At 55.1% G+C, this 22,826-nt stretch carries 13 protein-coding genes; 10 read left to right on the top strand and 3 right to left on the bottom strand.

The window, feature by feature from the left end:
* Positions 1-11: 11 nt before the first annotated feature.
* A complete protein-coding gene (gene idnD / locus SGR01S_RS16365; protein ID WP_061808018.1) occupies positions 12-1,043 on the top strand; it encodes an L-idonate 5-dehydrogenase in 1,032 nt (343 codons plus the stop codon).
* 86 nt (positions 1,044-1,129) lie between these two features.
* Positions 1,130-1,441: a stress response protein ElaB gene (gene elaB, locus SGR01S_RS16360; RefSeq protein ID WP_037420951.1), complete on the top strand. Its 312-nt coding sequence runs from the start codon at positions 1,130-1,132 to the stop codon at positions 1,439-1,441.
* Between the two features lie 44 nt (positions 1,442-1,485).
* On the opposite strand, the gene SGR01S_RS16355 is transcribed toward elaB, so the two are convergent.
* On the bottom strand, positions 1,486-10,128 hold the full coding sequence (locus SGR01S_RS16355) for a glycoside hydrolase family 94 protein (RefSeq protein ID WP_061808017.1): 8,643 nt from the start codon (positions 10,126-10,128) through the stop codon (positions 1,486-1,488).
* A gap of 288 nt (positions 10,129-10,416) precedes the next feature.
* On the opposite strand from SGR01S_RS16355, the gene menF reads away from it, so the two are divergent.
* From menF to menE, 6 genes are all read left to right on the top strand, one after another.
* A complete protein-coding gene (menF, locus tag SGR01S_RS16350) occupies positions 10,417-11,709 on the top strand; it encodes an isochorismate synthase MenF (protein WP_061808016.1) in 1,293 nt (430 codons plus the stop codon).
* A gap of 252 nt (positions 11,710-11,961) precedes the next feature.
* A complete protein-coding gene (gene menD, locus SGR01S_RS16345) occupies positions 11,962-13,635 on the top strand; it encodes a 2-succinyl-5-enolpyruvyl-6-hydroxy-3-cyclohexene-1-carboxylic-acid synthase (protein ID WP_061808015.1) in 1,674 nt (557 codons plus the stop codon).
* Positions 13,635-14,402, top strand: coding sequence for a 2-succinyl-6-hydroxy-2,4-cyclohexadiene-1-carboxylate synthase (menH, locus tag SGR01S_RS16340; protein WP_061808014.1), 768 nt, complete (start codon positions 13,635-13,637; stop codon positions 14,400-14,402). The genes menD and menH overlap by 1 nt, the downstream gene beginning before the upstream one ends.
* A gap of 11 nt (positions 14,403-14,413) precedes the next feature.
* Complete coding sequence (menB, locus tag SGR01S_RS16335) at positions 14,414-15,271, top strand: 1,4-dihydroxy-2-naphthoyl-CoA synthase (RefSeq protein WP_037420936.1); 858 nt, start codon at positions 14,414-14,416, stop codon at positions 15,269-15,271.
* 11 nt (positions 15,272-15,282) lie between these two features.
* The gene (gene menC, locus SGR01S_RS16330; protein WP_115185218.1) at positions 15,283-16,254 is read left to right on the top strand and encodes an o-succinylbenzoate synthase; all 972 of its coding nucleotides are present in this window, start codon (positions 15,283-15,285) and stop codon (positions 16,252-16,254) included.
* Positions 16,242-17,627 carry an o-succinylbenzoate--CoA ligase gene (menE, locus tag SGR01S_RS16325; protein ID WP_061808012.1) on the top strand — a complete coding sequence of 462 codons (1,386 nt, stop codon included), beginning with the start codon at positions 16,242-16,244 and terminating at the stop codon, positions 17,625-17,627. Before menC ends, menE begins: the two co-directional genes overlap by 13 nt.
* Positions 17,628-17,669: 42 nt before the next feature.
* Here menE and katA read toward each other — a convergent pair whose 3' ends face one another.
* Entirely contained in the window at positions 17,670-19,106 is a 1,437-nt protein-coding gene (gene katA / locus SGR01S_RS16320; RefSeq protein WP_037420928.1) for a catalase KatA, read from the bottom strand.
* 335 nt (positions 19,107-19,441) lie between these two features.
* Between katA and SGR01S_RS16315 the strand changes: the two genes are divergently transcribed.
* Complete coding sequence (locus tag SGR01S_RS16315; RefSeq protein WP_061808081.1) at positions 19,442-19,984, top strand: YfaZ family outer membrane protein; 543 nt, start codon at positions 19,442-19,444, stop codon at positions 19,982-19,984.
* A 48-nt stretch (positions 19,985-20,032) separates the two neighbouring features.
* On the opposite strand, the gene tyrP is transcribed toward SGR01S_RS16315, so the two are convergent.
* Positions 20,033-21,241: a tyrosine transporter TyrP gene (gene tyrP / locus SGR01S_RS16310; RefSeq protein WP_037420925.1), complete on the bottom strand. Its 1,209-nt coding sequence runs from the start codon at positions 21,239-21,241 to the stop codon at positions 20,033-20,035.
* 244 nt (positions 21,242-21,485) lie between these two features.
* Here tyrP and SGR01S_RS16305 point away from each other — a divergent pair, with 244 nt between their 5' ends.
* On the top strand, positions 21,486-22,682 hold the full coding sequence (locus SGR01S_RS16305) for a nicotinamide mononucleotide deamidase-related protein YfaY (RefSeq protein WP_061808011.1): 1,197 nt from the start codon (positions 21,486-21,488) through the stop codon (positions 22,680-22,682).
* Positions 22,683-22,826: the final 144 nt, after the last annotated feature.

Raw genomic sequence — 22,826 nt, 5'->3', positions numbered from 1 at the left:
GGAAAATCATGATGAAAATTCAAACTCAATCCTGCGTGGTTAAAGGCAAATATGACGTCGCAGTGGTCCAGCAGGAGGTGGAATACCAAGGGACGGGCACGTTGGTGAAAATCACGCGTGGCGGGATCTGCGGTTCCGACTTGCATTACTACCAGGAAGGCAAAGTCGGCAGTTTCCAGGTGCGTCAGCCGATGGTGCTGGGCCATGAGGTGATTGGTGAGGTTGTGGCCAGTGACACCGCGCGGTTGGCTGTAGGCCAAAAAGTGGCGTTGAACCCCAGTAAACCCTGCGGACAGTGCAAATATTGCCTCGCGAACCAGCAAAACCAATGCCTCCATATGCGCTTCTTCGGCAGCGCCATGTATTTTCCCCATGTTGATGGCGCTTTTACCCAGTACAAAGTGGTCGATAGTGCGCAGTGCATCGCCTTTGATGCCGATCGTGATGAGAAGGTGATGGTGTTTGCCGAACCTTTGGCCGTCGCGATTCATGCCGCAAAACAGCCGGGAGAGGTAAACGGCAAAAGGGTGTTTGTTTCCGGTGTAGGTCCTATCGGGTGCTTACTGGTGGCTGCACTAAAGGCTCTGGGTGCCAGTGAAATTGTTTGTGCTGATCTTAGCCCGCGCTGTCTGGATATCGCCCACGAAATGGGGGCGACCACCTGCCTGCATGCCAGCCATGACGATTTTAGCCGTTACCAACAGGAAAAGGGGTATTTTGATATCGCTTTTGAAGTTTCCGGTCATCCGTCATCCCTGTTGCGCTGCCTGGAAGTCACCCGTGCCAAGGGGACGGTCGTGCAAGTGGGCATGGGCGGTAGTTTTCCTGATTTCCCGCTGATGCTGCTGATCGCCAAGGAGTTGAATTTGCTGGGGTCATTCCGTTTTGTTGAGGAGTTTGATAGAGCGGTTGCCTGGCTGTCCGATGGGACGATCAATCCGTTACCGCTGCTCTCCGCTGAGTTTAACAATCAGCAACTCGAGCAAGCTCTGGCATTCGCCGGCGATAAAAGCCAAGCCGCCAAGGTACAGTTGGTGTTCTAATTTTAGCCAAGAGTCTGATGGCGGGGAGCGGTGATCCTTGTCTATAGTTAAGGGCCGTTTCATTTTTTAAACACGGAGAACTTAACATGGCGAGAAATACGGATGCGGATCAAACCACGCTCGACGACGATCTGAGAATGCTGAGCGACACGCTGGAAGAAGTGTTGAAGTACTCCGGCGATCGCGCCGATCAGGCCTATATCGACATTAAGGCCCATGCCGAAGAGGCGTTGAGCGAGGTTAAGTCTCGATTGACTGACTCTACCGAGTCCTACTATGCGCGCGCCAAGGACGCCGTCTGCCGGACTGATGGCTATGTGCGTGAAAACCCATGGCACAGTGTCGGTATTGGTGCGACGGTTGGACTGGTGCTGGGGTTATTACTGGCACGCAAATAACGACATAGCGATATTGGGCGCGGTCATTCACCGCGCCCTTAGGTTTACTGCCCCAACGTGACATCTACGTGATGGATTTTTCCATCGTCTACCAGCGTTATTACGGCCTCCGGCTGTTCTTCATCATCAACGGTGATCCGTGTCGTTCCCTGACCCTGCCGTATGACCAACTGATACTCACTGCTACCTTCCCGGTAATTCAGTGTCACCTGTGGCCAGTCCGCAGGCAGTCGGGTGTTGATGGATAACTGATTACCTCGACGTTTCAACCCCAGTAGCGATTCGACAATCAGCCGGTACATCCACCCGGCAGAACCGGTATACCAGCTCCAGCCACCACGCCCGACGTGGGGGGCCACCGCGTAGATATCAGCGGTAGCCACGTAAGGCTCGACCTTGTAGCGCTCGGCGGCGGTGCTGTCCAGGCTGTGGTTGATCGGGTTGATCAAGGCCATCAGTTCCCAGGCCCGTTCGATATTACCCATCTCGGCGAAGGCCATGACTGCCCATACCGCCCCGTGGGTATATTGGCCGCCATTTTCCCGTACGCCAGGCAGATAACCGCGAATATAGCCAGGATTAGGACCGTTACCATCAAATGGCGGTGTCAGCAGTTTTATCAGACCGGCTTGGTTGTCCACCAAGTGTTTATCCAATGACTGCATCGCCTGTAGGCTACGGGGTTTGTCCGCAGCACCTGACAGTACTGACCAGCTCTGGGCGATGGCGTCGATGCGGCACTCTGTCGATTGTTGAGATCCTAGCGGCTCTCCACTGTCAAAATAGCCCCGACGATACCACTCGCCATCCCAGGCATGGTCTCGCAGGTTATCGCGCAAGGTATCAGCCTGTTGGCGACAAAGTGTCGCCAGTTCGTTGTCATTGCGCGCGGCAGCCACTTTGCCGTAACGCTGCAGGATATGGAACAGGAAGAAACCGAGCCACACGCTTTCACCTCGTCCCTCGAGGCCGACCATATTCATGCCATCGTTCCAATCACCCGCCCCCATCAGCGGCAGACCGTGCTCACCAAAGGTCAACCCGTGTTTTAACGCTCGTACGCCGTGCTGATACAGCGTTTCTTGGGTTGCACTCAACGCCGGTTGCTCGTAGGAGGATTCTTCACCCTGTGCCAGTTTTCGCGCCTCCAGATAGCCAACGGGTTCATCGAGAATGGTCTGATCGTCAGTGGCATCCAGGTAATGACAAATGGCCAGTGGCAGCCACAAATAGTCATCAGAACAGCGCGTACGAACCCCGTTGCCCTGCGGAGGATGCCACCAGTGTTGGACGTCGCCTTCGATAAATTGGCGCGAGGCGCACAGCAGGATCTGTTCGCGCAGGCGTTCAGGGGCTGCGTGCGTCAGTGCCAGCGTATCTTGCAGTTGATCGCGAAAACCAAAGGCACCGCCGGATTGATAGTAACCGCTGCGTGCCTGAATACGGCAGGAGAGGGTTTGGTACAGTAGCCAACCATTGGCCAGTAGGTTGACGGCAGGATGTGGCGTCTCGATTTGTACTTTGTTGAGAATGCCGTCCCAATGCGCCGCAACCTGTTGTAGTTCATCTTGCAGGTTGTCTTCCCGCAGGTATTTTTGCAACAGGGCTTCGGCCTCATCGGTGTTTTGCCCCAACCCGAGAGCAAACACCAGGCTGCGCTGATCCCCATCGATCAGGCTGAGCGCTGACTGTACGGCCCCACAGGGATCCATACCTGCGCCCACTTTGCCCGACAGTCGCCGCAGTTTCAGCACCACCGGGTTGGCCAGCGAACCGTTGCGACCGATGAATTCACGCCGATCGCCACTGATAGAACAATGCACACCGGTAACACCAAAGAAAGCGGTGCGCTCTGAACCGCTGCTGCCGTAGTGGTTGGTGGCCAGGATGCCACAGCCGCTTTCAGGCGATGCTGCCTGTGTGACAATGTGCATGGCCGATTTTTGCCGCAAATCGCCCAGAATAAATTCCATATAGCCGGTTGCCGACAACTTGCGTGTGCGCCCTGAAGTATTGGTCAGGGTTAGCAAGAACAGTTTCACCGGTGCATCTTTGGCCACCAGCACGGTGAACTGACTGTCTATACCGTTTTCACGGTGGTCAAAGACGCTGTAGCCGAAACCGTGACGGGTCAGATAGTGCCCACGGCCCCGGGCAGGCAGCGGTGTGGGGGACCAGAAGTGCCCGTTTTCTTCGTCACGCAGATAGAAAGCTTCCCCGCTGCGGTCGCAGATAGGGTCGTTATCCCAAGGTGTCAGACGGTATTCATGGGCGTTTTCGTACCAGGTGTACGCCTGACCACTTTCCGAGATCACGGTGCCGAACATCGGATTAGCGATCACGTTCGACCAAGGGGCGGGGGTGATTTTACTTTCGTTCATCGCGATCACATATTCGCGACCATTCTCTGAGAAGCCGCCGAGACCATTGTAAAACTGTAACGCGTCTATGGCAGGCAGTTGTGGTGAGTGCAGATTACGCGGCAGATTGTCCACCGTTGCCAGTTTCGATGACGCGGTGACCGGCGACAGAGGTTGTTGCAGGACTTGCGGCAGTTGCAGGCGTTGGTTGAGCTGTTCTGTCAGTCCACCACGACGATCGTCGAGATAAATACGCGCTACGCTGAGCAATAGCCGGTGATCTTCCGGTGCCATATGTTCGCTGGTACGCACAAAGATGCCACCGGGCTTATCGGTTTGGGTGGATTCCATACCGGCAGCGATCAGGCCCATGATCTGGTTTTGTAGATCCTGACGGTAGCCGCCAACATCTTCATTGAGGATCACCAAATCTACCTGTAACCCTTTCAAGCGCCAGTAGTTGTGTGCCTGGATCAGTTGCCGTACCAGTTCGATGTTTTCGCTGTCGGTCACCGTCAGCAGGACTATCGGCAGATCGCCGGAGATAGAGTGCCCCCATAGCCCAGATTGTCCGCGGCGGTTGTTAATGATTTCACTGCTGGCGGCTCGCATTTCTTGCGCCGGGAATACCACTGCGCCAGCCAGGCGATTAAACAGATTAGCATCTTCTTCATTGGCGTTCAGTTGGCGCAGAACCACCTGGCTGTGCGACCACGCCAGTTCAAACACACGATCTGCCAGATGGCGATCGCGGTATTTTTCCAGCATGGCCAGTCCGCTGGCACGGTCTTCACTGACGCCATAGAAGATGTCCAGCGTGAGCGGTACGTTCGGCTCCAGCACCACGCGCTGGCGGATAGCGATGATCGGGTCAATGACCGGTCCGGCACTGTTACTGAGTGGCGCGTTCTGATACAACGCTTGCGGATTGGTTGGCGTGCGGCCGCGGCCGATAAATTTAGCGCGGTCGGTTTCAAACGACGTTTGGCTGGTACGACCCTGTACCGTCATCATATGCAGCAACCACGGGCATTTTTCTTTCGGTTCGCGCGGGCGACGGTGGCACAAAATAGCGTCCTGATCCGGCAGTAGTTCGGTCTGCACGAACAGGTTGCTGAACGCCGGATGAGCCAGGTCGTTGCTTGCTGGTGCCAGCACCACTTCTGCGTAGCTGGTGATTTCGATGGTGCGCGGTTGTTTGCCGCGATTTAACAGCGTCACACGGCGCAGTTCAATATCATCTTCCGGCGATACCACAACTTGTGTTTTGACCGACAGCGTCCCCTGTTGACGCTGAAATTCGGCACCGGCGTCGTTGAACACGGCGCTATAACCCTTGGCGGCACCTCCGATGGGTTGCCAGGTATTGCTCCAGACTTCGCCGGTTTGCGGATCACGCAGGTAGCAGAAGGCGCCCCAGTTATCGCAGGTCGCATCTTCGCGCCAGCGGGTGAGCGCCAGGTTCTGCCAGCGACTGTAACTGCCACCAGCCTGGGTGAGCATCAGGTGGTAGTTGGCGTTGGACAGCAACTGCACTTCCGGGATCGGTGAGTCTACCCGATTAAATTCACGCGCAACGAAGCTGGCTGGGGTAATGGTGCCCTCATGGGTTTCGAAGTGGCGGCGAGTGCTGTACAACTCGACGGCATCCGGCACCCGTTCTTGCAGTAACAAGCGTGCTGATTGGAAGGCCGGATGGTCGGCGAAACGTGTCACCATCGGCGCATCCAGTAACAGATGTGACAGGGCCAGGAAACTCATACCCTGATGGTGCGCCATATAAGAACGGATAATCACGTACAGTTGACCGCGGCTGAGACGTGCCGTGGTGTAATCCAGCGCTTCGTAAAAACCGTAGCGGCCTTTGGCGCCATTTTTTTCCAGTGTGACCAGGTTGTTGCAGGCCGCATCCGGATCGACAATCAATGCCATCACTGTTGCATAAGGAGCAACCACCATGTCGTCGCCTAGCCCACGTCTCAGGCCCAGACCGGGTACGCCAAACGCATGATACTGGTAGTTTTGATCGGCATCGAAGCCAAAGTAGCCAGACTCGGAAATACCCCAAGGCACGCCGCGTTCTTTGCCCCAGGCAATTTGCCTATCCACGGCAGCATGGCACATTTGCACCAGCAGTGAATCGGGGTACGCGGGCATCACCAATTGCGGCATCAAGTACTCAAACATCGAACCGCTCCATGACATCAGCGCCGGTTCATTTTCGATCATGGTAAACAGCCGGCCAAGTGCAAACCAACTGCGTTGGGGGACTTGGTTGGTGGCGATGGCGACGTAGTTGGTCAACCGGATTTCCGATGCCAGCAGATCGTATTTACTGCTGTCCATCCGGTTTTGATCGCAGTTAAAGCCGACGGTCAGCAAATGGGTCGATTCGTCATACAGGAAGTGAAAGTCCATCTGCGCCATTTTTTCCAACCGCTGTTGCAGGCTGTACAATTGCGTCAGTTTTTCCTGTGCCTGAATGCTGAGCGCATCAAGCTGACTCCGTTGCTCCGCCGACAGTGTCAATGACTCGGGTGGGTTAGCCAGCCAATGCAGGCTAGGGACTTTTTCCAGTTCAGATACGTTGTCGCTCAGCCAGCCGAACCATTGCCCCCACTCGGCGCAGAGCTCATTAAGTTGCTGGTGCAGTGCTCCGGCCCAACGCCGAGTTTCCTCTCCGTGATTCAGCGCCGGTTCTTGCAGACCGTTACTGTAATTGCGCATCGCATTCAGTTCGGCTAACAGAGCAGCAGGGTGGCTGTGATGAGCCTGTTCCCAGTGGTTACGCAGTTTTGACAGGTTCTTTGGTGCGGCATCGCCCCAGTGTTGTTCCAGCAGTTGCAGGCTGTCGCCGAGCCCGTCCAGTACCCGTTGTGGAGCGATAAATGGCTGGTGGGCCAGTGCGGGTAGACCGGCGCTGAGCGTTAGTAGATGGCCTGCCAGGTTGCCGCTATCGACGCTGGAGATATAGCGTGGATTCAGCGGTTCCAACGTACGGGTGTCATACCAGTTGTACAGGTGTCCGCGGTGGTGTTCCATGCGGTCCAGGGTATTGAGCGTGAGCTCGATACGCCGCAGCGCTTCACTGAGTGTCAGATAACCAAAGTCGTAGGCAGTGATATTGGCCAGCAATGATAGCCCGATATTGGTCGGTGACGTGCGGTGCGCCACCACCGGCTCCGGTATCTCTTGATAGTTATCCGGCGGTAGCCAGTTCTCTTGCTGATTGACGAAGGTATTGAAGAAGTCCCAGGTCTGTCGACTGGTGTGGCGCAGGAATCGCCGTTGTTCATCGTTAATTGCGGTTTTACTGCGTTGAGGTTCTTGGCTGAGGTAATAAAGCAGGAATGGCGCCAGGATCCACAAGGTGGCGAAGGGCAGTGTAATTAACAGTGCCATTGGGTTATGCATGACGGTAAAAATCAGCAGCGCCAGGCCGGCTAGCGGGTTGATCCACATGGCGCGATAGAAGTTTTCCCATGTGATCTGCTGACGGGCTTTGGATTGATCGTAGCTGGTCCACTCCTGTAGGTTGCGTTTAGTGACCAGCAACCGCCACAAGGTAATGACGATTGCTTTCAGGCTGTACAGGGATTCATGCGGCAGCGTTGCCAATCGTAGTCCGACCTGCGACAGGCGGTGGAGTGAGCCATTCAGAGCCAGCAGTATATGCTGTAGCAGTGGCCTGCGTGGGGGCTTGCGTACGATATCTTGCACCAGTGCCAGCAGGGTCGGCAGCAGCAAAATAATGGCGAAAACAGCCAACCAGTAACGGGTGTTGGGCAACCAAACGAAACCACAAAATAGCAGTAATAGCAGGCTGGGAGCTGTCAGACTGCGGCGCAGGTTATCAAACAGCTTCCAGCGTGACAGGGTACTCAGTGGGTTGGCGGTACGCGTGCCGTCTTCTGTTTTCACCCGTGGCAGTAGCCAGTTGAGTAATTGCCAGTCACCGCGGATCCAGCGCGTGCGACGTGCAACGTCCACCAAATAATTGCTGGGATACTGTTCATACAGCAGCACGTCGCTCAGTAGGCCGGAACGGGCATAACAACCTTCTAACAGGTCGTGGCTAAGCACCAAATTTGCCGGACAGGTCCCTTTCATGCTGTGCGAGAACACATCGACGTCATAGATGCCCTTGCCGATAAATGAACCCTCACCAAACAGATCCTGATAGATATCCGAAGCCATCAGCGTGTAGGGGTCATTGCCTGGCGTGCTGCTGCACAGTGCGGCATAGCGTCCCTGGCCGTAGCTCGGGATTTCTTCGGCCATACGGGGTTGCAGGATGGCGTAACCTTCCACCACCCGTTGCTGGTGCATATCGTACTGGGGCTGATTGAGTGGGTGTGCCATGGCGGCGATCAATTGATGGGCGCTTTCGCGTGGCAGAACCGTATCGCTGTCTAACGTAATAACGTATTTAACGTTTTTCAGAACCTCACGCCCGTCACCAACCTGGGTGCTGAAGGCGTTACCGCGGTTACGCAGCCAGTTATTCAGAGCATTCAGTTTGCCGCGTTTACGTTCAAGCCCCATCCATACGCCTTGTTTTTCATTCCATTCGCGATCACGGTGGAACAGGAAAAAGTGACTCGGGCCTTCACAAGGGTAACGCCCGTTCAGCGCTTTCATCTGTTGGCAGGCATACTCCAGTAAGGCAACATCGTCAGTATGTTGCTGGTGGGGGGCATCGTTGAAGTCGGTGAGCAGGGCAAAGTGCAGATGCTTCATCGCGTTGCCCAGATAACAAACCTCAAGTGCGTTAATCAGCTTATCAACGTCTTTTTTACTGCCGATCAGCGTCGGTATCGCCACCAGGGTTCGGAACTCGGCGGGAATGCCACAGGAGAAATCGAGTCTTGGTAGTGGTTGTGGTGTACGACTACGGGTAGTGACCTCACTGAGAAGATTGAGTACAAATTGACTGACAACGATGGCCATTGGGAAAAACAGTAGGGCCAACCCCCAACTGATGCCGGTGCTATAGGCTTGGTGCAGCAGTTCCGCACAACACGCGGTGGTGATTAGGCTTAGGCTACCGAGCCAGGACAGCAGTGGGGCCTGATTCAACGTATGGCGCAGTTGAGTAATACGCCCGATGTGTACATCAAGCTGTTGCTCCAATTCCGGGCGGCCATCATCAATCAGGTAGTAGCCTATGTGGTTACGGCGTGGATCGCCGGAGGGATCTTCGGCCGCGACACGCGCCATGTTGAGCACGTGCTGGGCAACCTGAACCTCATTGTGTGGACAGTGGCGCGCCAGCATTTCAATCACGTGGCGATAATTATCGCGTGTGTTGAAGTGCATCAATGGATAAACCCCTGCGGGATCTTCACGCAGGGTTTGCTCGACCTGGCTCATGGTTTCGACAAACTCTGCCCAGTCCATTTCGCTGAGCTGACGCAGGCCGGAAATACTGTTGCTGACCGACAACTGGCTAACCGCCAACTGCTGGTTAAAACGGTGGATGAGTTCATCGGAGGTCAAACTGACTTCCGCCAGACGCTGTTCCACCCAGGTGAGCGGCAATGCCAGCATGGTGCCATGGCCTTGCAGGCGACGTACCAGCTCGGCAACAAAGGCGCTGGTGCGTGGGGGATTAGAGCGCGCCATGTCGGCGATCACGATGATCAGGTTGGCTGGATCGTTCTCTGCTGACTCCAGCATTTTAGTGACCCAGGTATCGGCCAAATTACGCTCGCGCTGGGCTTGTGCAACTTCCACGCTGACGCGCCGCAGGTTTTCGATTAACGCCAAACGCAACATACCGGGCAGTGCCCAGAGTTCGCCCAATGTCAGGTTAACTTCTTTTTGGTAGGCGGCGATATACCGGGTGAGGCTCTCCGCATCCCAACGGCCATCACCGTGCGCAATCGCCTCGGCAGCCACGTCATAAATACGCGGACAGTTATGCGGTGGACCCAATTGCGGCAGGCCGCGGCCGAAGGTTTTTGGCAAATGATGACGTACCACACGGATTTGTTCTTCAATCAGATAGTAGTTATCCAGTAACCATTCACCCGCGGGGGTCATACTGGCTTTTTTGCCATTGCTGAGTTGGTGGCAGCTCTCTGCCAGAATTCGCTCGTTATCGTCCAACCGCTTCAGTAAATAGTAGGGCGTTTTACGCGTCGCCAGCTTGTGCGATCGCGCCAGACGTTGACCGTAGCGCTCCATTTGATCGACAGAAAACAGTTCGGCCTTGATCGTTCCACCGGTCGGTTCAGGTTCACCTTTACTGCGGCGTGTGGGCAAAGGTTTTACTTTTGTTATTCTGCGTTGTTTTTTTAACCAATTGATTAGTATTTCTTTCACAAAAAAGCTCCTTACATCTGACCCAAAAGGCAGCCGGAAAAAACCGCTTGGAGATTGTGAACATCCTGTTAAAGCCGATTTTTAGATTTGGCGAGGGTTCACAACAGGCAGGAACGTACTTTCTCAGTATAGACGGTTAATATCTTGCTGGGCATTTTTCGAGCTAATTGTTTAATTTTAATAAACAATAAGCTGTTGTTGCCGGTGATCCAACGACACTATTTTTCCGCCGCTCTGTGTTGATTTACCGTATAATTCCCTACATTAGGTTTGGTTATTGAGGTGGCTGTGGAACAATTCTCGGCATTGTTAGGGCGCTTACGCCAGCAGCTCGAACACGATGTGCCTGCTAATGGCGGTTTCCGGCGACTTTCACTTCCTGTCCCAGTGTCATTGGCCAACCACTTGCTGGAGTGGCTGGCGGCGCAGCCGGTCTTCCCGCAGTTTTATTGGCGTCATCGTGATGGACATGAAGAGGCCGCAGTTTGCGGTGCATTGCTGCAGTTCACCCAGCCGCAGCAGGCACAAACGTTTCTCAGAACCCATCAGAACGCACGTGTATGGGGGCTGAACGCTTTTGATGGCGCTGCGTATTTATTCCTGCCGCGGCTGGAAATAGTGAACCGTGACGATGATGCACACTTAACGCTTAATCTGTTTTCTGAAAACGCGTTGTCTGACGATGCGGTATTGGCCAGCCATTGGCTGGATCAACTGTTAACAGCCATGCCCATTCCTCCCTTAAAGGTGCGGGTGGATCAGGTTCGGCATCAGCCGGAACGCGCCGGGTGGGAAGCGATGTTGCATGAAGCGCTACAGGCAATCGACCACCAACAGATGGAAAAAGTGGTGTTAGCGCGCAGCACGTTATTAACGCTGGATAGCCCGTTGTCTGCTCCGGCAATGATGAATGCCAGCCGACAGGTGAATCACCGCTGCTATCACTACATGTTGCGATTTGATGCGCGCCGCGCATTCCTTGGCTCTAGTCCGGAAAGGTTGTATCTGCGTGAGGGGCGCCTTTTGCTGACCGAAGCGCTGGCGGGCACGGTGGCCAATCACCCCGATCGGCAACAGGCGCAGGCATTGGCACAGTGGTTGTTGCAGGACGGTAAGAATCAGCATGAAAATTTGCTGGTGGTAGATGATATTTGCCAGCGTCTGCAAGGCGGTGCCGACGCGGTGGATGTCTTGCCACCTGAAGTCGTGCGTTTACGTAAGGTACAACATCTGCGGCGGCGTATTGAAGGCCAGCTCAACCACAGTAGCGATGCTGATTGCCTGCAACGCTTGCAGCCAACTGCCGCTGTGGCTGGCTTACCACGCCAGGCTGCACGCGATTTTATCCTGCAACATGAACCTTTTCCCCGTGGCTGGTATGCCGGTTCTGCCGGCTATCTGTCCTCTCCCCGCAGTGAGTTTTGCGTGGCACTACGCTGTGCACAAATCGATGAGCAAGGATTACGTCTGTATGCCGGTGCCGGCATTGTGGCGGGTTCCGACCCCGCAGAAGAGTGGCAAGAAATCGAAAATAAGGCCGCTGGACTGCTGACGTTACTGCAACCTGACGCGTTGAGCTGAATTTCCCTGCTTATGATCCGGATTTATTGAGTGGATGCTACTGGGAGTGTAAACTGCTTGTGATTTTCATGTTTATTTTTTGTTCTAAATCAATTAATTGTCTACCATAAAGTCACCGGGATATACGGCGTTTTTGCGCTGGCGCAAAAGTCGTAAAGATAACTACTCATATAATGCAGAACATCATTTTTGGCATGCTGCCGTTCGGCGAGCGCCAAAGGCAGATTCTGTTAACCGACTTGTGAGCGAATTATGTCGACAAGTGTTTTTAATCGCCGGTGGGCGGCGTTGTTGTTGGAAGCGCTGGCTCGCCATGGGGTGCGGCATGTCTGTATCGCTCCGGGATCGCGCTCTACACCGCTGACATTGGCAGCGGCGGCTAACAAGTCTTTTATCTGCCATACCCATTTTGATGAACGCGGGCTGGGCCATTTGGCGCTTGGCTTGGCCAAGGCATCACGGGAGCCGGTAGCGGTGATTGTTACCTCCGGTACCGCAGCCGCCAACCTTTATCCTTCACTGATCGAAGCCGGGTTGACTGGTGAGCGGCTGGTGTTTCTTACCGCAGACCGGCCACCCGAATTGATCAACTGCGGCGCCAATCAGGCGATCCGCCAAAACGGCCTGTATGCCAGCCACCCGTCGTTGAATATTGATCTGCCACGTCCAACACAGGACATTCCCGCCCGTTGGTTGGTGTCCACTGTCGACAGTGCAATGGCACGTTTGCAGCACGGTGCGTTGCATATTAACTGCCCGTTTGCCGAACCTCTGTATGGCGGTGATGAGCAACAGTACGCGGATTGGTCCGCGGCACTCGGTGACTGGTGGCAAGACAGCCAACCTTGGCTGAGAGAGGTAGATCCACACGTAGTGCTCAAGCAGCCGGACTGGTTTTTCTGGCGGCAAAAACGTGGCGTGGTAATAGCAGGGCGTATGAGTGCGGAAGAGGGTGAGCAGTTGGCGCAATGGGCGGACATGCTTGGTTGGCCGCTGATCGGCGACGTGCTGTCGCAAACCGGACAACCGCTGCCCTGCGCCGATTTATGGCTGGCTCAGCCACAAGCACAGAAAGTGTTAGCCGAAGCGCAGCTGGTGGTGCAGTTCGGCAGCAGCCTGACTGGCAAACGTCTGCTGCACTGGCAGGAACAATGTCGCCCGACGGAGTATTGGTTGATCGACGATTTACCGGGACGGCTCGATCCGGCACATCACCGTGGGCGCAGGATCCGTTCTGGTGTGGCGCAGTGGCTTGAACTGCATCCGGCACAACCGCGCTCCCCATGGGCCGACGAGCTGACGGCACTGGCGGACAATGCATTAGATGCCGTCTCCGGTCATTTGGTCAACCGTTTTGGCGAGGCGCAGTTGGCCCACCGTTTACCGGAGTTGTTACCGGAAAACGGCCAACTGTTTCTCGGCAACAGCCTGATCGTCCGGCTGATTGATGCGTTGACCCGATTACCAGCCGGTTACCCGGTATTTAGCAACCGCGGTGCCAGTGGCATTGACGGGCTGATTTCCACCGCCGCAGGGGTACAACGAGCGACGGCAAAACCCACGCTGGCGGTGGTAGGTGATCTGTCCGCGCTATACGACCTGAATGCGTTGGCGCTGCTGCGTCAATGTTCTGCGCCGACGGTGTTGATCGTGGTCAACAACAATGGCGGCCAAATTTTCTCACTGCTGCCTACGCCGGAAGAAGATCGAGAACGGTTTTACTGTATGCCGCAGGATGTCGAGTTCAGTCATGCGGCGGCAATGTTCCACCTCGCTTACGCCCGTCCTGAAAATTGGGGACAGTTGCTGCAAGCGGTGGAGCAGGGCTGGCGCCACAGTGGCGCTACGCTGATTGAGCTGCAGGTGCCACCGAGCGATGGTGCGCAAACACTTCAGCATTTGGTGCAATTGATGGCGGAGCAATAATGCTGGCAACAAAAGTATTGCAACAGGGCGAGGCCGATCGCCCATGGTTGGTTTGGCTGCACGGCATGCTGGGCAACAATAATGAATGGCGGGTAATCGCCTCCCGCTGCCCTGAATGGCCATCACTCGCGATCGATTTACCCGGCCACGGAGATTCCGTCGCGGTGGCCTGTAACAGCTTTGACGATATCAGTGCGCAGATTAGCGCCACCTTGCAGATGCATGGCATCGAGCGCTATTGGTTGGTGGGCTATTCACTCGGTGGCCGCATTGCCATGTATCACGCGTGCTACGGTGATACGACCGGCCTGCAGGGTGTGGTTATTGAAGGCGGCAATCCAGGGCTGGCTGACACTGCGCTGCGAGCTCAACGCTTGGCACATGATGCTGCCTGGGCCGAGCGTTTTCGTCGCGAACCTATCGCACAGGTTCTGGCTGACTGGTATCAACAGCCCGTCTTCGCCAATTTGAGTGCCGTGCACCGTACTGCACTGATAGGCGCCCGGTCTGATAATTCAGGCCCGGCGGTAGCGGACATGTTGGAGGCTACGTCGCTGGGCAAACAACCTTATTTGGTGCCGCAATTGCAGCAACTGGCGGTGCCGCTGGTAGTGCTGTGCGGCGCGGATGATCACAAATTTCAACAGCTCGCGCGCGACGCTGGGTTGCCGTTACGCATCGTGCCACAGGCCGGGCATAACTCGCATCTGGCCAATCCGCAGGATTTCGTCGCTGAGTTGCACGACTTTCTCGTTAACCCTGGTTAAAGGAACAGAACATGCTCTATCCGAACGAAGAACAACTGTATGCCGCCATCGACTGGCAGGATTGCTCCGGTGATTTCGAAGACATCCTGTATCACAAGTCCAGCGACGGCATTGCTAAAATCACCATCAACCGGCCACAGGTGCGCAATGCGTTCCGACCGCACACGGTAAAAGAGATGATTGAGGCGCTATCCAATGCCCGTTATGACGACGGCATCGGTACCATCATCCTGACCGGTGCCGGCGACAAAGCCTTCTGCTCAGGTGGCGATCAGAAAGTACGTGGGGACTACGGCGGCTACCAAGACGACAGCGGTGTGCATCACCTGAACGTGCTCGATTTCCAGCGCCAGATCCGTACTTGCCCAAAACCGGTCGTGGCGATGGTGGCCGGCTATTCGATCGGTGGCGGCCATGTACTGCATATGATGTGTGATCTGACCATTGCCGCGGACAATGCTATTTTCGGCCAGACTGGCCCGAAAGTCGGTTCGTTCGATGGCGGTTGGGGGGCTTCTTACATGGCACGCATTGTTGGCCAGAAGAAAGCGCGTGAGATCTGGTTCTTGTGCCGCCAGTATGATGCCGCAGCAGCCTTGGACATGGGACTGGTTAATACCGTAGTGCCTTTGGCAGACCTGGAAAAAGAAACCGTACGCTGGTGTCGTGAAATGCTGCAAAACAGCCCGATGGCGCTGCGTTGTCTGAAAGCGGCCCTGAATGCCGACTGTGATGGCCAGGCTGGTCTGCAAGAGCTGGCGGGTAATGCCACCATGCTGTTCTACATGACTGATGAAGGCCAGGAAGGTCGCAACGCATTTAACGAAAAGCGTCAGCCGGACTTCAGCAAATTTAAGCGCAATCCGTAATGATTTCCCCTATCCGTAACGCCGCCGTTTACCGTTACAGCCTGCCGATGGACGCTGGCGTGGTACTGCGCAACCAACGGTTGAAAACCCGTGATGGTGTGCTGATCCATCTGCAACAAGGTGAGCAGGAAGGCTGGGGTGAGATCGTACCCTTGCCGGAGTTCAGCCAGGAAACGCTGGCGCAAGCCGAGCAAGATACGTTGAGCTGGGTACAGTCATGGCAGGCGGGAGTATTGCCGCCAGACAGTCTGTTACCGTCGGTGGCATTTGGCACAAGCTGTGCGTTGGCGGAACTGGAACAACGGTTGCCGTTGCAGGCTGACTACCGCAAAGCGCCATTGTGTACGGGCGATCCCGATGAATTGTTTGCAGTGCTAACCGCTTTACCGGGGGAGAAGGTTGCGAAGGTAAAGGTCGGGTTATATGAGGCAGTACGTGACGGCATGATCGTTAACGTGCTGTTGGAGGCATTGCCGGATCTCAGACTGCGGCTGGACGCCAACCGCAGTTGGACGCGGGCCAAAGCGGATGGGTTCGCTAAATATGTGGATCCGGCACTGCGTGAGCGTATTGCTTTCCTCGAGGAACCTTGCAAAACCCGTAATGAATCGCGGGATTTCGCTCAGGCGACTGGCATTGCCATCGCCTGGGATGAAAGTGTGCGTGAGCCGGACTTTGTGGTGGAGGCCGAGCCGGGCGTGGCGGCGATCGTGATTAAACCGACGTTGGTCGGTAGCCTGGATCGTTGCCATGCCTTAGTAGAACAGGCGCATGCGGCAGGGTTAACAGCAGTGATCAGCTCCAGTATTGAATCGAGTCTGGGGTTGACGCAGTTGGCGCGCATTGCACACTGGCTGACCCCGGCTACCATCCCTGGGCTCGACACGCTTAATCTGATGCAGGCTCAATTGCTGCGGGGCTGGCCAGACAGCACGCTGCCGCTGCTGGATCTGCAGGCACTGGAGTGTGTATGGCACAGTTAAACGACTGGCCATGGCGACATTGGGCGCAGCGGCGTCCGCAGGCGATGGCGGTGATGGTTGCTCACCAGCCGGTTAGTTGGTTGGTGTTGCGGCGTCAGGTGGACAAACTGGCGGCTGATTTTCAGCATCAGGGCGTTGAACCCGGCTGTGGCGTTGCGTTGTGTGGAAAGAATAGCTATCCACTGTTGTTAGCCTATCTGGCGCTGTTGCAGTGCGGTGCGCGGCTGTTACCGCTTAATCCGGCGCTGCCTGTTTCCCTGCTCGCAACGCTGTTGCCCGATCTGGATATCGATTTTGCCTTCAGCCCAGACCTGTTGCCGACCTTACCGGCAACGGTCATCCGTTTAAACCCGCCTTCAACTGAACACCGTTGGCTGAATCCACCGCGTTGGGACGCTCAGCGATTGGCGACATTGACGTTGACTTCAGGTTCCAGCGGTACGCCAAAAGCGGCGGCGCACAGTTATGCCGCGCATCTTGCCAGTGCCGAAGGTGTATTACAGCTGATGGATTTTCAATCTCAGGACCGTTGGTTGCTGTCATTGCCGTTGTTTCACGTCTCCGGGCAGGGCATTGTTTGGCGCTGGTTGACGGCAGGAGGTGGGCTGGTTGTCCGCGATATGCATCTGCTGGCAGACGCGCTAGCGGGCTGTACACATGCCTCTTTGGTGCCGACCCAACTTTGGCGTCTGCTGGCGCAACCGCTAGCGACACTGACCTTGAAAAAAGTGCTGCTCGGGGGCGCGATGATCCCGGTGGAACTGACTGAGCAGGCGGAAGCGCTGGGCATTAGCTGCTGGTGTGGCTATGGTTTGACTGAGCTTGCATCCACAGTCTGTGCCAAACGTGCTGATGCACGGCCTGGTGTTGGGTTGCCACTGGCAGGCCGGGAAATTAAGCTGGTCAATGAAGAGGTATGGATCCGAGCCCAAAGCCTGGCGCGGGGATATTGGCAGCGCGGTGCATTGCAGCCCCTTGCCGATGATCAAGGCTGGTTTCATACGCGCGATCGCGGCGTGATGGAACAGGGAGAATTGCGGATTCTTGGGCGGTTGGACAATCTGTTTTTCAGCGGTGGGGAAGGCGTTCAGCCAGAGGATATTGAGCGCGTGTTGGCCGCTCACCCGAGGATTTCCCAGGTGGTGGTGGTGCCGGTAAATGACGTTGAGTTTGGTCAACGACCGGTGGCGGTGATCGACAGTGAAGAGCCCCTATCGCTGGAAGAACTGCTGGCTTGGTCGCAGGAGCGACTGGTGAATTTCCAGCGGCCGATGGCGCTGTTGGCGATGCCAGCCGAACTGAAAAGCAGTGGTATTAAAGTCTCGCGCCGTCAGTTGCAGCAATGGGTAGCGCAGCAGATAGCGAGTCGATAAGAAAGGCCGCCCGAGGGCGGCCTCAACGATAACGGTGCGGGGTTATTTCAGGCCAAGTGCTTTGGCTACACCAGCACCGTAGTTCGGATGCACTTTGGTAAACAAATCAACCTGACGACGTTGGATCTGTTCCGGTACCTGCGACAGCTCACCGGCGATGCGGGTGAACATGCGCTGATGCTCTTCGGCGCTCAGCAGGTTGAAGAGTGCACGCGGTTGGCTGTAGTAATCATCGTCTTCACGATGGTTCCAGTGGTCGGCTGCGCCTTCAATACTCAATGGCGGTTCGCTAAAGTCGGGTTGTTCCTGGAACAAACCGAAGCTGTTCGGCTCGTAGGTTGCGCCGTTGCCGCTGTTGCCATCCACACGCATTGCACCATCACGATGATAATTGTGGAATGGGCATTTCGGGCTGTTAACCGGGATCTGGTGATGGTTCACGCCCAGACGATAACGGTGTGCATCCCCGTAAGAGAACAGACGCCCTTGCAGCATTTTGTCTGGCGAGAAGCTGATGCCAGGCACCACGTTGGCCGGGTTCACCGCTACCTGTTCAACTTCTGAGAAGTAGTTTTCTGGGTTGCGATGCAGTTCGAAGAAACCAACGTCGATTAACGGGTAGTCGCCGTGCGGCCATACCTTGGTCAGATCGAACGGGTTGTATGGGGTCTGTGAGGCTTCGTGTTCAGGCATGATCTGGATTTGCAGTTTCCAGCGTGGGTAATCACCCCGTTCGATGGCTTCAAACAGATCACGTTGCGAACTTTCACGGTCTTTGGCGATGATGGCTTCCGCTTCATCATCCATCAGGTTTTCAATGCCTTGTTCGCAACGGAAATGGAACTTCACCCAAAAACGCTCATTGTTGGCATTGATAAAGCTGAAAGTATGGCTGCCGAAGCCGTGCATATGACGATAGGATTTCGGGATGCCGCGGTCGCTGAAATCGATGGTCAACTGGTGCAGGCTTTCCGGTGACAGCGAGAAGAAATCCCACTTGTAGGTTGGATTGCGCAGATTAGTGCGAGGATCGCGTTTGACCACGTGGTTGAGATCGGGGAATTTCAGTGGATCGCGCAGATAGAAGACCGGTGTGTCATTACCCACCAGATCCCAATTGCCTTCCTCGGTATAAAACTTCATGGCAAAACCACGAATGTCACGTTCGGCGTCAGCGGCACCACGCTCACCGGCAACGGTGGAGAAGCGGATAAACATGTCAGTTTGCTTGCCGATTTCAGAGAAGATTTTTGCGCGGGTGTACTGGGTAATATCGTGGGTGACGGTGAACGTGCCGTAGGCGCCGGATCCCTTGGCGTGCATGCGGCGTTCAGGGATAACTTCACGGTCGAAATGGGCCAGCTTTTCCAGGAACCAAACGTCCTGAAGCAGCATTGGACCGCGTTTACCTGCGGTAATCACGTTATTATTATCGACAACCGGTGCGCCGGCTGCGGTAGTCAGTCCTTTCTTGCTCATTACTTGCTCCTTATCGTATTGCAATCGAGTGAAAACTCGGGCGGCTTAAGCGTTCATCATATAATCCTGCAAGGGGGCTTACCCTGACCTGGGGTAATGCCACTACTAGTTGTAGACCTATTGAACGCTCGCGGCAAATAGGTCTGAGTTATCGTTGTCATTGCCTTCAGGGATAAGGCTTTTACTTGCACAACTTTACATTCATTTGATTAATTAAGGATTTTTTCGCTTTTATCCCTTAAAGACTGGTTGTGCTTTGGTATAGACTCGTGACGGTATTATTACGGGTTAACTCATATCGTCCGTAATGGATGAAGTAGCAAGAGGGATAGATGATGAAAAAGACTTTGGTCGCCTGCGCAGCAAGCATGCTGTTTGTTACGGGTGCCGCGAGCGCGCTGAGCCTGTCGGGCGAGGCGGGGCAGCATTACACCAACCTTGGCTTTGGCCAGAATACCGGTACTTCCGGGTTGGGATTAACAGGCAACTGGGCGCGCAGCGATCATGACGGCAACGTTGGCAGCCTGGGGTTGAATTTTGGTCTGCCACTTGGGCCGTTGACCGCGACGGTAGGCGGTAAGGCACTGTATCTGAGCCCGAAAGACGGTAAAAGCGGTGGTGCATTAGCATTGGGTGGTGGCCTGGACTGGGCTATCAACCGTTACTTCAGCCTGCATGGCGAAGGCTATTTTGCCCCAGATTCGCTGACCAGCGGTGTGAAGGCGTATAACGAGGCCAGCGGTGGCCTGCGCTGGAATATCTTCCGTCCACTCAGCGTGGATGTGGGTTACCGCTATATGAAGATGGAAGGGAAGGATGGACGTCGTGACAACACTTTGGCCGATGGCCCATATGTGGGTGTCGGTCTGAGCTTCTGATCCAAACAATAAGGGGCCCAGTGGGCCCCTTGTTTTACCGATAATCGATTAGCCTACCGCGGGTAGTATGCCGCTGGCGATGCCCAGTTGAATGGCAATCACCGTTATCCCGCAGACAAATACCAACGCCAATGCAGGTGTCCCGCCCCAAACACGGTATTTTGCTTGATGCTGTTGACGTGTTTTCCATACCAGCAATGACGGCAGTAACAACGCCAGTATCGCCAACGCAATGGCGGCAAAGCCCAGTGCCAACACAAAGCCACGCGGATAGAACAGGGCGAAAGCCAACGGTGGCAGGAAAGTGATGGCACCCGTTTGCAGACGGCCTCGCACGTTATCCTGTCGTTTGAACAAATCGGCGAGGAAATCAAATAACCCAAGTGCTACGCCAAGGAATGAGGTTGCCAACGCGAGATCGGCAAACAAATGCACGGCGAGCTCTACGTGTGGAGATGCCACTACGTCACGTACTGCCTGCAATAAACCGTTCAGACCGGCTTGTTGCGCTAAAATACCGACGAAGGTGGTAGAGCTGATACTGCCTAGCGTAGCTAACTGCCAGAAAATGTAGGCCACCAGCGGAATGGCGCTGCCGATAATGAATACCCAGCGCAACTTGCGGATGTTGCCGCCCATGTAGTTAACGATGCTGGGAACGCTACCGTGGAAACCAAACGAAGTGAAGATCACCGGGATGGCAGACAGCGCCAGTCCTTGTTCCAGCGGTAACGTCATCAGGTTAGTTTGGTGAATATTTGGCAGCATCAAGCCCAGCATGACAATCAAAAATACCACTTTGGCGCTGAACAGGATGCGGTTAAACAGATCGACCGAGTGGGTGCCAATGCAAACGACGCCACCAGCAACCAGAGTAAACAGCAGCACACCTAACGTGGTGGGGAAATCTTGTGAGGTCCATTGGCTGATACTGGCCGCCAGTAATTCGCCGGCTCCGCTAATGTAGGCGGCAGTCAGGGCATACATCAGAAACATCATGCTGAAACTGGTTAGCCATTGGCCTCCACCGCCAAGGTAGCGCTTTGCCAGGGTTCCCAGGCCGGTATCTGCTTGCTCGTGCTGATAAACTTCAACCAGCAGCAGGGCGGTATAGCACATCAAGAGCCACAGTCCGACCAGCAGACCCAGAGTGACACCGAAGCCTACGCCAGCCGCCGCCAGTGGCATTGCCAACATCCCGGCGCCAATGGTGGTTCCTGCGACGATAAAAACACTGCCAAGCGTGCGATTTTTCACGTTTTTCTCTATCAGCCAAAGATTTTGGAAAATTATAGGTAACTCATTCTAAGTGCGGCAGGATAGTTGATGGATTATTTTGTGTCAAACAGGCGTTACGGGTGGTGTTAATTTATGTTTACACTGTGATGGGCCACGTGATGTCGCAAAAAAATGCCTTCGACAGAAATTAACCGGCAATGCGTAGTGAAAACTTATTTACAGGCTTCTATAGTGGAATGATCAGAAAATGTGGGAGAGATCAATGTTAAGGGTGGAGATGCTCAGCACCGGTGATGAGGTGCTACACGGGCAAATTATAGATACCAACGCTGCTTGGTTGGCTGATTATTTGTTCCAGCAGGGTATGCCGATGAGCGGCCGTGAAACCGTGGGGGATAACCTCTCCTCTCTGATCGAGACTTTGCAGGAACGTAGCCATATCGCCGATGTGTTGATCGTTAACGGTGGTCTGGGGCCGACCAGTGACGATCTCAGCGCACAGGCGGCGGCTAGCGCTTGTGGTGTTGAGTTGGTGGAACATGCCCAATGGTTGGCGCGTATGGAGGCTTATTTTGCCGAACGTGGTCGGCCGATGGCGGCTTCAAACCGTAAACAGGCGCAGATCCCGGCAAACGCCGAGTTGCTCGATAACCCGGTGGGTACCGCCTGTGGTTTTGCGTTAAAGCTGAACCGTTGCATTCTGTTTTTCACCCCCGGTGTCCCTTCTGAATTCAAAGTGATGGTCGAGCAACAAATCGTCCCGCGCCTGCGTGAGCGCTTTACCTTGCCTTCACCCCCGCTGTGTTTGCGTTTAACCACCTTTGGTACCTCCGAAAGCGATCTGGCCGCCGAACTCGATGGTATGCCGCTGCCACCTGACGTGGTGCTCGGTTACCGCTCTTCCAGCCCGATCATTGAGCTGAAGCTGACTGGCCCTGTGACCCAACGTGCGGCGATGGAACAGGCTTGGGAGCGAGTGCGCCAAGTGGCGGGTGACAACACCCTCTTTGAGGGCACTATCGGCTTGTCGGCAGCACTGACGCAACGCTTGAACCAGCAAGGGTTGAAGCTGGCGCTGAGCGAACAGTTCAGCGCCGGATTGATCAATCTGCAGCTGCAGACCGAAGGCGCACCGCTGGCTGGTGGCGAGCTGCTGCCGTCGCACTGTGTGGAAACGTTGGAAACCACGCTGGCCCGTGCGCGTTCACTGGCGGAACTGACCGGCGCGCAACTGGCATTGGCGGTCAGTGCCATGAATGGCAACCAGGTGAGCGTGGCGCTGCACACGCCAAAAGGTGGTATTGGGCAGACAGTTCGTTACCAGGCTGCACGTCACGGCTTACGGCTGCGGCAAGAGTCGGTAGCGATGCTGGCTTTGGACATGCTGCGGCGTTGGCTGAACGGTGGGCCAGTGTGTGGGAAAAACGGCTGGTTGGAGATCGTCGAGATTATCGAGTAGTGAATGCTTGATGGTAGTGATATACCCCTTATTAATCATAATATTATAAGGGGTTATCGCGTTGAGGATAGGCTATTACAATCGCTGCGGGTGCTTGAGACTATTCGTCTTGGGCATTGTGTGGCAAGGCGGATAGATGAAAGC

Origin of the sequence: Serratia grimesii NBRC 13537, from assembly GCF_001590905.1 — a bacterium.
GTDB lineage: Bacteria > Pseudomonadota > Gammaproteobacteria > Enterobacterales > Enterobacteriaceae > Serratia > Serratia grimesii.
Note: the sequence above shows the minus strand (reverse complement) of the source record. Positions and strands in the feature narration are given on the sequence as shown.

Excerpts from the sequence above, each read along its gene's own strand:
- menE (WP_061808012.1), top strand. The coding sequence starts at position 16,242 with ATGGCACAGTTAAACGACTGGCCATGGCGACATTGGGCGCAGCGGCGT.
- idnD (WP_061808018.1), top strand. The coding sequence starts at position 12 with ATGAAAATTCAAACTCAATCCTGCGTGGTTAAAGGCAAATATGACGTC.
- SGR01S_RS16315 (WP_061808081.1), top strand. The coding sequence starts at position 19,442 with ATGAAAAAGACTTTGGTCGCCTGCGCAGCAAGCATGCTGTTTGTTACG.
- SGR01S_RS16305 (WP_061808011.1), top strand. The coding sequence starts at position 21,486 with ATGTTAAGGGTGGAGATGCTCAGCACCGGTGATGAGGTGCTACACGGG.
- elaB (WP_037420951.1), top strand. The coding sequence starts at position 1,130 with ATGGCGAGAAATACGGATGCGGATCAAACCACGCTCGACGACGATCTG.
- katA (WP_037420928.1), bottom strand. The coding sequence starts at position 19,106 with ATGAGCAAGAAAGGACTGACTACCGCAGCCGGCGCACCGGTTGTCGAT.
- menD (WP_061808015.1), top strand. The coding sequence starts at position 11,962 with ATGTCGACAAGTGTTTTTAATCGCCGGTGGGCGGCGTTGTTGTTGGAA.
- menH (WP_061808014.1), top strand. The coding sequence starts at position 13,635 with ATGCTGGCAACAAAAGTATTGCAACAGGGCGAGGCCGATCGCCCATGG.
- menB (WP_037420936.1), top strand. The coding sequence starts at position 14,414 with ATGCTCTATCCGAACGAAGAACAACTGTATGCCGCCATCGACTGGCAG.